General features: G+C 68.5%; 11 protein-coding genes. 6 read left to right on the forward strand and 5 right to left on the reverse strand.

The window, feature by feature from the left end; translation table 11 throughout:
- Window positions 1-77: 77 nt before the first annotated feature.
- Together V7Q42_RS18135 and V7Q42_RS18140 are read right to left on the reverse strand one after the other, a co-directional pair.
- Entirely contained in the window at window positions 78-1,217 is a 1,140-nt protein-coding gene (locus V7Q42_RS18135) for an acyltransferase family protein (RefSeq protein WP_333825562.1), read from the reverse strand.
- 161 nt (window positions 1,218-1,378) lie between these two features.
- Entirely contained in the window at window positions 1,379-4,798 is a 3,420-nt protein-coding gene (locus V7Q42_RS18140; protein WP_333825563.1) for a TIGR03808 family TAT-translocated repetitive protein, read from the reverse strand.
- 401 nt (window positions 4,799-5,199) lie between these two features.
- On the opposite strand from V7Q42_RS18140, the gene V7Q42_RS18145 reads away from it, so the two are divergent.
- The 3 genes from V7Q42_RS18145 (at window position 5,200) to V7Q42_RS18155 (ending at window position 7,646) form a co-directional block, all read left to right on the forward strand.
- Window positions 5,200-5,751 carry an iron transporter gene (locus V7Q42_RS18145; RefSeq protein WP_333825564.1) on the forward strand — a complete coding sequence of 184 codons (552 nt, stop codon included), beginning with the start codon at window positions 5,200-5,202 and terminating at the stop codon, window positions 5,749-5,751.
- 40 nt (window positions 5,752-5,791) lie between these two features.
- Window positions 5,792-6,160, forward strand: coding sequence for a cupredoxin domain-containing protein (locus V7Q42_RS18150; RefSeq protein WP_333825566.1), 369 nt, complete (start codon window positions 5,792-5,794; stop codon window positions 6,158-6,160).
- A gap of 61 nt (window positions 6,161-6,221) precedes the next feature.
- The gene (locus V7Q42_RS18155; RefSeq protein ID WP_333825568.1) at window positions 6,222-7,646 is read left to right on the forward strand and encodes a 4Fe-4S binding protein; all 1,425 of its coding nucleotides are present in this window, start codon (window positions 6,222-6,224) and stop codon (window positions 7,644-7,646) included.
- Window positions 7,647-7,746: 100 nt separating this feature from the next.
- Here the strand turns inward: V7Q42_RS18155 and V7Q42_RS18160 are convergent, their stop codons facing one another.
- Window positions 7,747-9,243, reverse strand: coding sequence for an NAD(P)/FAD-dependent oxidoreductase (locus V7Q42_RS18160; RefSeq protein WP_333825569.1), 1,497 nt, complete (start codon window positions 9,241-9,243; stop codon window positions 7,747-7,749).
- Between the two features lie 228 nt (window positions 9,244-9,471).
- Window positions 9,472-11,334, reverse strand: a complete 1,863-nt coding sequence (locus V7Q42_RS18165) for a hypothetical protein (protein ID WP_333825570.1) — start codon at window positions 11,332-11,334, stop codon at window positions 9,472-9,474.
- Between the two features lie 228 nt (window positions 11,335-11,562).
- On the opposite strand from V7Q42_RS18165, the gene sseA reads away from it, so the two are divergent.
- Window positions 11,563-12,417 (forward strand): 3-mercaptopyruvate sulfurtransferase, encoded by an 855-nt coding sequence (gene sseA / locus V7Q42_RS18170; RefSeq protein ID WP_333825571.1) that lies wholly within the window; start codon window positions 11,563-11,565, stop codon window positions 12,415-12,417.
- A gap of 162 nt (window positions 12,418-12,579) precedes the next feature.
- Complete coding sequence (locus V7Q42_RS18175) at window positions 12,580-13,428, forward strand: sulfurtransferase (protein WP_333825572.1); 849 nt, start codon at window positions 12,580-12,582, stop codon at window positions 13,426-13,428.
- Here V7Q42_RS18175 and V7Q42_RS18180 read toward each other — a convergent pair.
- Entirely contained in the window at window positions 13,415-14,089 is a 675-nt protein-coding gene (locus tag V7Q42_RS18180; RefSeq protein WP_333825573.1) for a TetR/AcrR family transcriptional regulator, read from the reverse strand. The two genes, V7Q42_RS18175 and V7Q42_RS18180, sit on opposite strands and share 14 nt — an antisense overlap.
- A gap of 416 nt (window positions 14,090-14,505) precedes the next feature.
- Between V7Q42_RS18180 and V7Q42_RS18185 the strand changes: the two genes are divergently transcribed.
- Complete coding sequence (locus tag V7Q42_RS18185) at window positions 14,506-15,084, forward strand: NAD(P)H-dependent oxidoreductase (RefSeq protein ID WP_333825574.1); 579 nt, start codon at window positions 14,506-14,508, stop codon at window positions 15,082-15,084.
- Window positions 15,085-15,148 lie beyond the last annotated feature (64 nt).

The following is a 15,148-nucleotide window of genomic DNA, read 5'->3' on the forward strand; positions in this document are numbered from 1 at the left end:
CGAGGCGCTACGCTTCGTTTCCATGAAGGTGAGATCGGCGACGGCTCCCTCGCCGCCGAGTGCGATCGCGGTCGGGATCAGCCGCGCGCTTCGATGCGGGTCGACGACTTCCGCGCGACCAGCATCCGCCGCCTGAGCCACGCCTGGGCCGGACGCTCGAAGCGGTGGAAGACCACCCAGCCGAGCCAGAAGGTGGCGACGAGGTAGGCGATCAGCGCCGCCGGCGCGTCGTAGATGGTGCGCTCGAAGCCGAGCCGGTCGCTCACCGTCACCGCGGCGATCTGGATCGGGAAATGGACGAGATAGGAGGAGTAGGTGGTATCGGCCAGCGGCGCGATGCGGGCGAGAACGCGCGCGATCATCGGCCAGCCGTCGAGACCGAGGACACCGAAGGTGAGCAGCGTGGAGAAGCCGAGGACCGCCCATTTCGGCGTGTCGACTTCGCCGCGGAAGGTCACCCAGGCGAGGACCAGTGCCGCCGTCACCGCGAAGGGCGCCGCACGCCGCAGCGCCTCGGCCGAAAGGCGCGCCGCGACCGCGTGGATCGCTCCGCCCATGAAGAAATAGGCGACGCAGTTGAGGATCATGCGCTGCCCCGGCACCGGCCCGAACCGCGAGTTCGCCGCCAACAGCACGACCGCCGCGGCGACGAAGGCGAGCCGGCCGAAGAGGCCGAGCCGCGTCATCACCGACACCGCGAAGAACAGCGCGTAGACGACGACCTCGACGGAGACGCTCCAGATCGGCCCGTTGAACGACATCGCCCGCTCGAACCCCCAGAAGGGCGCGAAGACGAGGTTCAGGGCGAAGTGGCGCAGATCGTTGTCGGCGTAGACGAAGAACGCGCCGGCATGGCCCGCCGCATAGACCGCCTGCAGCGCGGCGACGATCAGCAGCGTGGCGAAATGCAGCGGATAGAGGCGCGAGAAGCGCAGGACGAAGAACGACCAGGAGGTCACCTCGCCGCGGGCGATCGCCTCGTGGTACTTCCAGAAGAAGACGAAGCCGGAGATCTGCCAGAACACCCAGACGGCGAGATAGCCGTGATCGTAGAAGGCGCGGAAGAACCACCACAACGGTTCGCGGTCGCGGGTGAAGGGCACGACGAAGACGTCGTCGACCGCGAGATAGAAGTGCTGGTAGTGCCAGAAGACGACGGCCACGGCGCTCAGGAAGCGCAGCGCCTCGATCCCCTGGAAGCGTCGTTCCACGCTCATACCGGTCCCTCGTCGCGGGACGGCCGTCCCGATCGGCCATCATCCGCCTCCGAAGCGCGTGCGACAATGGTCGCGCGCCATCTATCCGGTGGGATGGTTTACCGCGACCCGACGCCGACCCGTGCCGGCGGGTGCCGGCACGGGAGGGATGTCGTGCGCGATCAGTAGCAACGATTGCGATCGACGCGGACGTTCGGGTGGGTCGTCGAGGTGTCGACCTGACCGAGATCGGTGCCGGTGGCGCGGTAGTAGCCGGAGGAGTTGTAGGCGACCGGCACGATCGCGCCGTGGGAGGCGTCGTCGGTGAAGTGTGCGACCATGTTGGAGGCGATGAAGATCTGAGCGTCGCGCCCGCCGGTCGCGGCGGCATCGGCGAAGCCGATGCCGATCGGCGAATTGCGGATCAGATTGCCGTTGCACAGAAGATCGTCGGTGTAGTGGTTGGTGCCGAGAACCACGCCGAGGCGGGCGGCGTTCTCGACGACATTGCCGTTCACGTTGGTGTCGCCCTCGACGATGATGCCGCAGCCGCCGGTCGAATACTGGTTCGCGGTGCCGGCAGCGATCGTCTTGACCGCGAGATTACGCAGCAGGTTGCCCTGAACGACGCCGAGACGGCCACCGAAATTGAAGTTCGCGAGCGTGATCCCGGTCGCGGCGTCGTCGACGAGGTTTCCGGTGACGACCGCTCCGAATCCCGGAGCCAGTTCGGTGACGCCGGAGAGAATGGCTTCGACGTAGAGGGCCGTCTCTCCGATCCCGTGGCAGCTGTTGCCGTTGACGACGAGATCCGTGCACATGTTGGCGCGTACCGCCGACAGCGCACAATTCCGGAAGACGTTGTCGGTGACGCGAACGCTCGCCGCCTTGAGCAACAGGACGCCGTTGCCTTCCCAACCGGTCGACGACGGGTCACCCTGGTAGACGGTGTCGACATGATTGCCGGAGATCAGCGTGCCGTCGAAACCGGGCGTCATGACGCCGTTCCACTCTCCGTTCAGCCGTTCGACGTAGATCGCGTTGCCGGTGTTGCCGACGAAATCGTTGCCGACGATCTGAACGCCGTCCGCGTCACGGACGAACACGCCGTCGCCGACGCCCTCGAAGCGGCAGTTCTCCACTCTGGCGGTGACGCCGTAGATCTGAAGACCCGCGTGGGGCGAGGTCCGGAAGGTGCAGTTGACGATGCGGATCCGGGAGGGCTCACCGCGTCCGCGTTTGACCGCCAGCATCGACCGAGTCGCGAGCCCGCTGTCGACCGACAGGGTCCGACCGGCGCCGTCGAAGACGATCCCTTCGATGGTCACGTCGGTGAAGGCACCCACGTAGAGCACGTAGGCCGCGCCGCTCACCGGACGAAGGATCACTTTGCCCGGCGTGCCGAAGATGCGGATGGGATCGCCGACGCCGAGGTTCCAGACGTCGTAGGTGCCGGGGGAAATGTAGAGCGCCTTGCCGGCGGCGGCCGCCTCGTTGATCGCGGCCTGAAGGTCCGAACCGTCACCGGTGTAGACGAGGACGTCGGTTTCGGAAGTTCCGCTCGTGGTCATGTGGATGAGCTCCGCTTCGCGCCAGGCCATCGAGGCCGGCAGGTCGAGGTCGCCGTTCGCATCGACGGCGACGGGGAAGAGTTCACCGACGCCCGGTGCCCCACGCGGGCGCAGCGGGCGCAGGTACCAGCTCGACGACGAAGTCGGCGGCTGGAGATTGCGGAGTTTGAGGGACGGGCCCGCCTGCCAGACCGAGCCGGAGACGCGATTCCGGCTGAGCAACAGATGATCCGAGGTGGAGAGGGGCGAACCGTCGGCGCTCACGACGGCCGCGGTCGCGAAGCCGCCGGTGTCGGCGACCAGGAGGTGCGAGAGCAGCGCCGGAGCCGAGCCGTCGAGCTCGCCCGAGAAGGCTTCCGCTTTCGGCGCCGCGATGCTGAACTGCTTTCGAACGACGTCCTTGCAGAGCTGCCCGTTGTCCGAAACGATCGGATTGGCGAGGTTCTGCGTCATCAGGGCGGATGAATCCTGCCCGGCGGGTTTCACCCCGTACTGCTTGCGGATCCGACTGCGGTTCTGCCAACCGGGGCGGAACTTGTATTTCGGCGCCGGCGGCCAACCGAAACTGTTCCAGACGGGATCGTCGACGGTGTAGGTGAGCGGCGCCGAGGAGTCGGCGAGAAGGCCGTTGCGGAAAAGCGCCGCGCAGGTGCGGAAATGGTCGAGACGGGCGGCGTCCTGGATGATGTCTCCGGCGATCTCGTCTTCGCTCGGCGACAGTCGTTCGTCGCTTCCCCACCCGTCGGAGGCGACGCGGCGATCGCCGTGGTTCCAGGCGAACCAGGTGACGGCCGACCATCCCTGCAGAACACCGTATCCGGCTGCCGCCAGTTGCATCATCGTCCTTCGATCGCGGTCGGCACCCGACGCGCCGATCGCGTAGTTCAGTTCGCCGACGATGAACGGCTTGTTCGTGAAGGCGTTCTCCGCGGCGAAGGCGTAGACGAAGTCCTCCTGGGCCTCCGGCGAGGCGCCGCCGTTGCCGAACAGTGACGTGTAGGGCATCGGATCGACGATGCTCGCCGGCAGATAGTTGTGGTTCTCGGAAAAGACGCCGGCGCCGAAATGCGCCTTGGCGTCGGATTCACTCCGCCAGAGGTTGGAGAACGAGACGTTCCGCGAAAATCCGAGCGACGAGACCTTCGCCAGGATGCGGTCCCGATGATCCGCATCGAGCTTGTTCAAGAAGGCGGCACGGATGGACTGTTGGGTGTCGTTCGCCGGCGCGTAGAGATCGAAAGCCGGAGAAACGCCGTTGGCGGAAAGGTAGGTGTTCCACTTCGCCAGAAGCGCGTTCCGGAAATAGCTCAGCGCCGGATACGACGAATGCTCGAAGCGATTGCCGTTGACGATCGTGTAGAACGACGAACACTCGTTCTGGATCTCGATCGCCAGGATCTGTTCGCTGACGCCATAGGTCTTGCCCAGATAGGCGTTGTTGCGGGTCAACAGCTGCGTGATGAATTCTTCCTGCAGCCGCGCACAGCGTTCGTCGATCATCGGCAGCATGCGCCACTTGTCGATCGTCTCGAACCATGCCGCATTCGACCAGTCGCCGAGCTGCTGTATGGCGGCGGACCACGCTGCCGCATCCGACGGCGTGGTCGTCATGATCGTGACGTCCCCCGGCAGGAAGGTCCGGGTGAAGTCGAAACTCAGCATGATGTAGATGCCGTTCTCGTGGAGCTCTGCGGTGAGACGATCGAACCGGTCCCACGCGACCTGATCCTTGCCGTTCGGGTCCGCGCGAGAACTGTTGTCGGCGTAGTTCGACAGCGCCGGAATCTGGGACGTCCAGTTCCAGTCCGAGCTGGGGCGCATCAGGTGATGCCACCGCACCATGTTCACGCCGCAGGACGCGAGATTGCGGGCGAAGTTCGTCGCCGTATCCTGATCGGGATAGAAGGCGACGACATTGGCCGCCCAGAAGCGCATCGTCGCGCCGTCCGGATCCTTGAAATCGGCGCCGGATACGGAGAGCGGTCGGATCGGTGGATTGGTGTAGGTGAGAAGGTCGAACTGACTGGACATGCGCACCTCCATGGTCGTGGAGCGAGACGCACGCCTGTCGAAGGTCGTTCGAAGGACGGTCGGCTCACCCGGCGGAGCCACATGCTATGCGTGCTGTCCGCGCCGATGACTTCTTCGAGGTTGCCCCCCCCTCCTGTGTGCCGCGTGATGCGCGAGGGCCTGCGGAGCTCTCGCTTCACGGGCCCTCGCCTTCGTCCGACGTCGTCGCGCGAGGCTTGGTCCGGCGACCTTGCGCGGTGACCCACGCACCGCGGGCGCCAAACCCGCCGCATCGCATTTCAGAATGATTTCAATGTAATGCCTGACTTCAGATTCTTGTTGCGAGTAGTTCGCATTCGCATTAGAGAGGATGCGAAGCCGCTTCGGCGGCCGCTCTCTCCTCTCGTTCCCGGAGTTCGTCGATGCGTCTTCGCCTTTTCGCCCTCGCCACCGCGGCGCTGGCCACGTCCCTCGCCTCCGCCTCCGCCTCCGCCAAGGAGGTTCCCGTCGGCAAGCCGCAGTCGGGCGGCGGCATGGAGATCGCCGCCGTCTATCTGCAGCCGATCGAAATGGACCCGCCCGGCATGATGCGCGCCGCCGCCGAGAGCGACATCCATCTCGAAGCCGACATCCACGCCTCCAAGGACAACCCGAACGGCTTCGCCGAAGGCGACTGGGTGCCCTACCTCACCGTCGACTTCGAGTTGGTGAAGCTCGACGACGGCAAGAAGATCGCCGGCACCTTCATGCCGATGGTGGCGAGCGACGGCCCGCACTACGGCGACAACGTCAAGCTCGCCGGCCCCGGTAAGTACCGCCTGACCTTCAAGATCTCGCCGCCCGGCGCCAACCCGCACGCCGGCCACTTCGGGCGCCATGTCGACAAGGAGACCGGCGTCGGTGCGTGGTTCGCCCCGGTCACCACGACCTGGGAGTTCACCTACGCCGGCATCGGCAAGAAGGGCGCCTACTGAGCCCGTCGCGCCACCGGTCGGCCGAAAGGAGAACCGTCGCATGAAACGTCCCGCTCGGGTCCCCCTGCCCCGCCCGGCTTCGGTGCTCCTGACGGCCATCGGTCTCGCCTCGGCGCTCGCCGTCTCGCCGGCCGGCGCCGAGAGCGAGCCGACCTTCCGCATCGAGTTCCGCGACGGCGTCATCTCGCCGGCGCGGATCGTCGTGCCTGCGAACACCCGCATCCGCCTCGAACTGATCAATCGCGGCACCACGCCGGCCGAGTTCGAGAGCACCGAGCTGCGCAAGGAGAAGGTGCTGGCGCCCGGCAGCGAGAGCGTCATGGTGATCCGCCGTCTCGATCCCGGCGAATACACCTTCTTCGACGATTTCCACCTCGATCACCCACCGGCCAAGGTGGTGGCCGAATGATCGCCGATGCCGGCGCTCCGCCGCACTCCTCCCCCCGTTGCGAGATCCGGACCGTGCGGCCATGACCGATCTGCCCGTCCCGTCGCTTCCCTCGACCGACCGCCACGCTCGCCTCGACGCGGCGGTCGCTCGGCTCGGTGACGGCTTACGCGATCACGCCGCGACGATCCGGCGGCTGCAATGGGTGGTGGTCGGGGTCTATGCGGCGCTGCTCCTCGTGCCGCTGGCGGCGCCGCTGCCCGGCCGGCTCGATCACATCTGGAGCCACGTCACGCTCTTCGCCCAGTTCCTGTTCTGGGGCGTGTGGTGGCCCTTCGTGTTGGTGTCGATGATCCTGGTCGGACGCCTGTGGTGCGGCGTACTGTGCCCGGAAGGCGCACTCACCGAGATCGCCGCGCGCCACGGCCGAGGCCGGGCGATCCCGCGCTGGGTGCGGTGGCCGGGATGGCCCTTCACCGCCTTCGCCCTGACGACGATCTACGGCCAGATGGTCAGCGTCTATCAGTACCCCGCCCCGGCCCTGGTCGTGCTCGGCGGCTCGACCGTCGCGGCGATCGGCGTCGGCTGGCTCTGGGGGCGCGAGAAGCGGGTGTGGTGCCGCTTCCTCTGTCCGGTCAACGGTGTCTTCCGGGTGCTGGCCAAGATGGCGCCGCTGCATTTCGCCGTCGACGAGGACCGTTGGGCCATCGCCCGGCGCGAGCACGTCGCCGGCGACCGGGTGGTCTGCGCCCCGATGGTGGCGTTGCCGACGATGCGCGGCTCGGCGCGCTGTCACATGTGTGGGCGCTGTTCCGGCTATCGCGGCGGCGCCATCCGATTGCAACTGCGCGCGCCGTCGCGGGAGATCGTCCACGTCGCCGGCGAGGAGACCGACGCCTGGGAGACGGCGCTGATCGTCTTCGGACTGATGGGCATCGCGGTCGGCGCCTTCCACTGGTCGGCGAGCCCGTGGTTCGTCGCCCTGAAGCAGGCGGTCGCGGATCGCCTCGTCGATCACGGCGTCCTGTGGCCGCTCACCACGACGATGCCGTGGTTCGTCCTGACCAACGAACCGGCGCTCAACGACGTGCTCACCGTTCTCGATGGTTTCCTGCTCGTCGCCTATGTGATCGCCACGGCGCTCGCCGTCGGGGCGCTCGTCTCCGCTTCGCTGGCGCTCGCCACGCGCCTTCTCGGTGCGTGGTCGTGGCCGCGGTTCCACCATCTCGCCCAGGGTCTGATCCCGATCGCCGGCGCCGGCGTCTTCATCGGCCTGTCGAGCCTGACGGTGACGTTGTTGAAGAACGACGGTTTCCCCGTCGGTTGGGTCGGGCCGACGCGGGTCGCGGTGCTCGCCGCCGCCACCTTGTGGTCGCTCCGGCTCGTCGTCGGCATCGCCGGCGTCCACGGCGCGACGACGGCGCGCCGGATCGCCGTCGGCCTCGCGGTCCTTCCCGCCCTCGGCGTGGCCAACATCGGCTGGTGGCTGCTCTTCGCCGGCTGGTAGGACCCGAGCGATCCATCCATCCCCGCGAATACGCGAAGGCCCGCGGAGCTCGCGCTCCACGGGCCCTCGCCCTCGTCCGACGTCGTCGCGCGAAGCCTGGTCAGGCGACCTTGCGCGGCACCAGACGTTCGCTCTTCAGGGCTTCCGCCACGCCCGAGCCGCCGGCCTCGTGGTACTCGGCGTCCTCGTTGACGTTCCACACGTCCCAGATGCGCTGACCGGCGAGGATGTTCTCCACCGTCAGCATCGCCGTCATCATGGCGTGGTCCTGATTGTTGTACTTGTGCATGCCGTTGCGGCCGACGAGATACAGCCCCGGGCAGGTCCGCTCGAGGTCGAGGCGGATCATCGAGACGTGATGCTTGTAGTCGTCGTCGTAGACCGGATAGGCCTTGGGCTGGCGCACGACACAGGCGTCGACCACCTCGTCCTCGTTCACCAAACCGATCTGGGCGATCTCGCGCTTGGCCAGCGCCACCAGATCCTCGTCCGACGCGGTCCACATGTCGTCGCCCTCGAAGCAGAAATATTCGAGGCCGAGGCAGGCGAGGTTCGGATCGGGCACCATCTCCGGCGACCAGGACCGGAAATTCTGGACGCGGCCGACCTTCACCGCCGGATCGTGGATGTAGATCCAGTTGTCGGCGAAGAGATCCTTGCGGGTGGTGATCAGCGCCACCGTGATGAAGTCGCGGTACTTGAGCGAGCGCGCCGAGAACAGCGACATCGGCCGCGGCGACAGTGCATTGCCGAGTTCGCGGATCGGCGCCGACGAGATCACGTGATGCGCCGTCCAGCTCTCCTCGGACCCGTCCTCGGCGGTGGCGGTGACGGTCCAGATGCCGGTCTTCTCGTCGCGCGAGAGCTTCGACAGGGTGCGGCCCATGACGATCTCGCCACCCTGGGCGCGGGTCTTGGCGGCGGCCGCCTCCCACATCATGCCCGGGCCCTTGCGCGGATATTCGAAGGATTCGATCAGGGTCTTGATGACCTCGTCGCCCTCCGCCTTCACCGTCTTGCGGCCGCGGGTGAGCGCGTTCCAAACGGCGGCGCCGAGGTTCAGCCCCTTGATGCGCTGCGCCGCCCAGTCGGCCGAGATCTCGTCGCAGTTCATGCCCCACACCTTCTCGGTGTAGGTCTTGAAGAAGATGCGGAAGAGACGCTCACCGAACTGGTTGCGCACCCACTGATGGAAGGTCTTCGGGTTCTCCACCCGATTGATCCGCGCCCAGGCATAGGACAGCACGCAGGCCGCCGACTGGAAGATGCCGAGGTTGGTCAGCGCCTCGAAGGCCTTGAGCGGATAGGAATAGAACTTCTTGCCGTAGAAGATGCGGCTCGAACGCGGGCGCTCGATGAAATCGTCGGGCAGCAGTTCCTTCCACAGCGCTACCACCTCCTTCGACTTGGAGAAGAAGCGGTGGCCGCCGATGTCGAAGAGGAAACCCTTGTGGTTCACCGTGCGCGAGATGCCGCCGACGAGGTGGGGATCGCGTTCGATGACGACGACCTTCTTGCCCGCCTTGGTCAGAAGATAGGAAGAGGTCAGTCCCGCCGGACCGGCACCGATGACGAGAACGTCGGCATCCACACGCATGATACGCATCCCTCGGCCGGGTCGCCCGGCTTCTCGCGGGCGGGGACCGACCCGCCTCGCCCTGCTCGCGGTCGCCGTCACCGGGTTCGTGCGACCCGGGAAGAGGAAGCCTCCCCCCTGTCGTCGCCGGCCCGGACGGTGCCGCGGCGGTTACCGAGGTCATTATGATTTTAGCGGTCCAAGAAACGGTAAACGTTCGCCGTTTCCGCCGCATTCGACCGGCTTTGGTCAATCGGAGGTTAACGAGCCGCGCAGGTGCGCATAGGCCGTCGCCGGCAGGACCCGGAAGACCCGGATCGGCCCGCCGAGGTGGACCTCCTCGAGCCGGCTCGGAACGCGGCCGTCCATGAGCGAGACGAGAAGGCCGTCCGGCGCCTCGTCGCGGGCGGAAGCGGCCGAGGTCGAGGCGGTGCACAGCGCCACGTAGTCGACCCGCCGCAGGTCGATCAGCGCCAGCGCGTCGTCGGGCTTCGAGCGCAGGATCTTGTCGCCGTCGATGATGCCGCGCTGCATCCGGTGATAGGGCGCGGTGACGACCGAATGCGGCGTGCCGGCGAGGATCGCCGGACCGATGTTGACCTCCGCCGCGACGAGCCCGGGAGCGAGCTGCGCCAGCCCCGCATAGTTCGACGCGGTCATGCACGGCGCGCCCGCCCCGGCGCCGGTCGCGCTCGGCGTGGTGTCGTTTCCGGTCGCGGCGGCCGTCTCGCCCACCCGCTCGGCCTTCCACGACGCCGGCGCGACCTTGGCGACGACGAAGGTGGCGAGCGAGGAGGAGGCGAGCACCGTGGCCACGAGCACCGTCACCGTCGCCGAGCGGCCCCGGATCTCGCTGTCGCGCGCCAGCCGTCCGGCCGCGGCGGCAATCAGCGGCAGCGACAGCACGTCGGCATAGACTATGGTGCGGATCTGCAGGAGGCCGATGGCGGTGGCGAGCGCCGCGCAGGCCACGAGGATCCACAGCGGAACCGAGCGGCGCAGCGTCTCGTCGCGAATGAGCAGCGCCACGGCGATGGCGGCGAAGACCGGCACCAGCAGCGCCACCAGCGCATCGACATGATGCGCGCCGAAGAAGACGTGCCAGGGCTGGACTTCGGTGACGCCGTCGAGCCAGACGGCCCGCGCCTCGGGCAGCACCTGGGCGAAGGGACCGCGCAGACAGGCCGGTTCCGGCAGGGCGAAGGCGAAGATCGCCAGACCGCCGATCGCCGCGAGGAAAGCGAGCCGCAACGCCCGGCCGGCGGGCGCGACCACCGCACCGGCGGCGACCCCCGCGCCGCCCACCGCGGCGAGCGCCACGTAGTTGGCCGAGAGCGCATCGCAGGCGCCCCAGGTCCACAGGCTCGGCGGCAGCGTCGCGACCATCATCGCGATGGTGCCGGCGGCGAGCCCGGCGCCGTAGGCGATCATCTCGTCGCGCCCGTCCTCGGCCACCCAGTGATGGACGACGGCGAGCGCCGCCAGCACGATCCACGGCAGCGTCTCCATGCCGACCGCCATCATCACCGCCGAGGTCGCCGCCAGCGCGACGCCGCGCCGCCGCGACGGCTCGTCGAAGAGGAAGGCGAGAAGCCACAGGGTGAGGGTGATCTGGACGTTGTGATGGTCGATGCGGCCGGGCACGAACTGGCCGATCACCGGCGGGCAGGTGGCGGTGAGATAGACCGCCGGCAGCGCCGCCCAGTCGCCGCCGATCCGGCAGGCGATGCGTCGCACCGCGAACAGCGCCGGGATCAGCTCCAGCGTCGGCCACAGATAGAGCGCCACCTTCTCCGCCGTGGCGGTCGAGACGAAGACCTCGGCGAGGCGGATCAGGAGGGCGATCGGCAGATCGACGAAGCGCGACCAGTGCATCGGCTGATCGACCGGCGGATCGAGCCGATACTGATGCAGATCGAACCACCCCTGACCGGCGAGGAAGTCGCGCACCTCGACGAGGCGCATGGCGTCGTCGGTGTCGCGGAAGACGTCGCCGATGGTGCTCCAGTCGGCGGCGAAATGGGAGGCGACGAAGGCCCAGGCGACCGCGACGACGAGCCAATGCGGTTTCAGGAACCGCACCAGAAGGTCGGCACGAGGCGCTTCGGTCATGGAAGGCCGCTCCAGATGCACGTCGGTCAAGGCTCGCAGTCCCCGGGGTAGAGATCCGTGACCGGGATCTTGACCGGATCGCCTGAATTTTCTGTTTCCCCGAAGCCGATCGTCGCGCGACCTCCCGACGAAGGCCCGCACCGGCGCCACCGCGGTCCTGCGATTTCACCCTCCCCCCGATCGCCGCGACGCGCTATGGATCGTCGCCCTGAACCGCCGAGGATGCCGATGACCGACCGTTCCCGCCTCTTCATCTCCACCGAGGACCTCGCCGCCCGGATCGACGATCCGAAGCTGGTGATCCTCGACGCCTCCTGGTACTTGCCGACGATGGGGCGCGACGGCACGGCGGAATACGCGACCGGCCGCATCCCCGGCGCACTGCGCTTCGACATCGACACCATCGCCGACACCTCGACCGGCCTGCCGCACATGCTGGCCTCGGCCGAGGCCTTCGCGAAGGCGGTCGGCGCACTCGGGATCGGCGACGACTCCTCGATCGTCGTCTACGACGGACTGGGCCTCTTCGCCGCGCCGCGGGTGTGGTGGAACCTCGTCGTCTACGGGGCACGCGACGTCCGCGTGCTCGACGGCGGCCTGCCGAAGTGGAAGACAGAGGGCCGGCCGATCGAGACCGGCGCCCCGCGCACGCCGACGCCCGCCACCTTCACGCCGATGATCGACGCCGGCCGCATCGCCGATCTCGACGCGGTGGTGAGCGTGCTCGCCTCCGGCGCCGCGACCGTGGTCGACGCCCGCCCGGCCGAGCGCTTCCGCGGCGAAGCGCCGGAACCGCGTCCGGGCCTGCGCGGCGGCCACATGCCGGGCGCCAAGAGCGTGCCGTGGATGACGGTGGCGACCGCCGACGGCCGTCTCGCCGACGACGCGACCATCCGCGCCGCCTTCGCCGGCGTCGATCTCGATCGGCCGATCGTCACCAGCTGCGGCTCCGGCACCTCCGCTGCGGTGCTGTGGATCGCGCTCGAGGCGCTCGGCGTGCCGCGGGCGAAGCTCGCGCTCTACGACGGAGCGTGGAGCGAATGGGGCGGCCTCGACACGACGGCGGTGGCGACCGGCCCGTGAGGCCTGATCCGGATCGCCGGCTCCGCCTGCGACGCCGCGTCACCCTCCGGGGGCGGCATCGCACGGCATTTTGAACGGCCGCGATCGGTCGACTTCGGTTAGATGCGGCGAACCCCGTTTCGCCGACATGACCGCGCCGCGCGCGCCCCGACCGAGGACCGCATGACCGATCGATCGCAGCTCTTCATCACCACCGAGGACCTCGCCGCCAAGCTCGACGACCCGAACCTGCGGGTCGTCGACGGCTCCTGGTACCAGCCGACGGTGCCGCGCGACGCGATCGTCGAATACGAGATCCGGCGCATTCCGGGCGCGGTCTATTTCGACATCGACGTCATCGCCGACACCTCGACCAGCCTGCCGCACATGCTGCCGGCCGCCGAAAGCTTCGAGCGGATGGCGGGCGAACTCGGGCTTTCCGAGACCAACGAGATCGTCGTCTACGACGGCGCCGGCATCGCCTCCGCGCCGCGGGTGTGGTGGATGTTGCGCCACTACGGCGCCAAGAACGTGCGCATTCTCGAAGGCGGCTTCGAACGCTGGATGCGCGAACGCCGGCCGATGGACCGCGACGACCCGCTGCCGCCGAAGCCGAGCGTGTTCCACGCCACGATCGACCCCACCATGCTCACCGACATGGCGACCGTCGCCCGCCACCTCGCCGAGAAGACGGCGACGGTGATCGACACGCGGCCGACCGACCGCTTCACCGGCGAGGCGCCGGAGCCGCGCGAGGGCATCCCCTCCGGCCACATGCCGGGGGCGCTGGGCATCGCCGCCGGCGGTTTCGTCAAGGGCCTCGACCTCGTCGACGAGGCGACCGTCCGCTCGGTACTCGCCGGCGTCGACCTCGAAAAGCCGATCGTCTGCACCTGCGGCTCGGGCGTCACCGCCTCGATCCTGTGGCTGGCGCTCGTCGCCATCGGCGTGCCGGAGGAGCGGCTGACGCTCTACGACGGCTCGTGGAGCGAATGGGCGACCAGGGGCGGGGCGATCGTCACCGGTCCGTGACGCCGGACGCGCCGGGCCGCGCCGCGATCCCGCCGAGGATCATGTCGAGGAGCAGCCGCCGATCGGCCGGCGGGGCCTCACCGGGCGTCGCCACCTCGCGGATCTGACCGTCGAGGGTCAGCACGGCGTGGCCGTGCACCGTCGCCCACACCGCCGCGGCGAGCGTCGCGGCCGGGCGATCGGCGCGCAACGTGCCGTCCTCCTGTCCGGCGGCGACGAGGACGACGAGGCTCGCCAGCGCGCGGTTCGCGGCTTCCGCGAGCCCCGGATGGCGGGTCGCGTCGCAGAGTTCGGCGAGGAACATCACCCGATAGGCGCCGGGATGGCGCTCGGCGAAGTCGAGATAGGCGAGGCCGGTCTTGTCCAGCGATGCGACCACGTCGACCGCCCCGTCGCGACGGACGATCGCCGCCTCGATCGCCTTGGTCAGGCGAGTGAAACCGCGCGCGGCGATCTCGGCGAGGAGATCGGCCTTGGCGGCGAAGTGGCGATAGGCGGCGGTGTGGCTGACGCCGACGCTCTCGGCGACCTCGCGTAGCGAGAAATCCGGCCCCTTGCGTGCGACGATCAGCGCCGTCGCCGCGGCGACCAGCGCCGTCGGCAGATCGCCATGGTGGAAGCCGCGCGCCCCCTCGCCCTTCGCCTTCGCACCCGTGGGCATTCCCACCTCCTTCGTCCGGTCTCCCGAACCGCGACCGTCGCGGCGTGGCCGGACCGTCACCGCCGATGCTCCCCGGAGCATCCCCCTCACCCGGGTCGACGGCCGACCGTCGCGCCGGAACCACGGCACTCATCGTCGGCGGCGACGCGCCGGACCGCCAACACCCCGGGCGCGCCCGCCGAAATCCGACGACCGACCGCCACCGCCGTCGGGCGAAGGCATCCCGCCGTGCGCGGCCCGCTCCGCTTTCCCCGCCGCGAACCGGTGACCCGCTTCCGCGGTTCGAGATCCGGTGGCCCGTCTCCGCCGCTCGCGATTCCCTTGCGGTCACGCTGCCGTCGTGGGCATTCGATACCATGTTGCCATTGGTCACAAGATCGATCATGATGTGACCAATGGCAACATGGAGTGAATCGATGGCCAGAATCCTCGTTCTCACCGGCCATCCCCGCGCCGAGAGTTTCTGCGGCGCCCTCGCCGAGCGTTACGCCGCCGGCGCCCGTGCCGCCGGCCACGAGGTGCGCATGAGAGCCCTCGCCGAGATCCCGGTCGATCTGGTGCCGCCCGACTATCACCGCGACCAGGATCCGCCGACCGAGTGGGTGGCCGGGCTCCAGACCGATCTCGCCTGGTGCGAGCACTGGGTGATCGTCGCGCCGATGTGGTGGGGCGGCCTGCCGGCGGCGCTCGAAGCGGTGTTCGACCGGGTGCTGCTGCCCGGTTTCGCCTTCCGCTATCACCGCGAGGGCATGGGCTGGGACAAACTGATGAAGGGCCGCTCGGCGCGGGTGATCCTGACCATGGACACCCCGCCCTGGGTGCTGCGCTGGTTCTGGGGGCGGCCGATCCTTCGTCGCCTGAAGACCCAGGTCCTCGGCTTCTGCGGCTTCTCGCCGGCGCGCTTCACCACCCTCGGCGTGGTGCGCAAATCGACGCCGGAAAAACGCGCCGCATGGCTCGACGAGGCGGAAGCGTTGGGCCGCGCCGGGGCGTGAAGCGGTATTTCGGGGGAGCCGAACCGAGGCCTTTCGCCCACAACATGGTTACGGCGGGAAGAGA

The organism is Pinisolibacter sp. (genome assembly GCF_036782435.1).
Taxonomy (GTDB): Bacteria; Pseudomonadota; Alphaproteobacteria; order Rhizobiales; family Ancalomicrobiaceae; genus CALBKH01.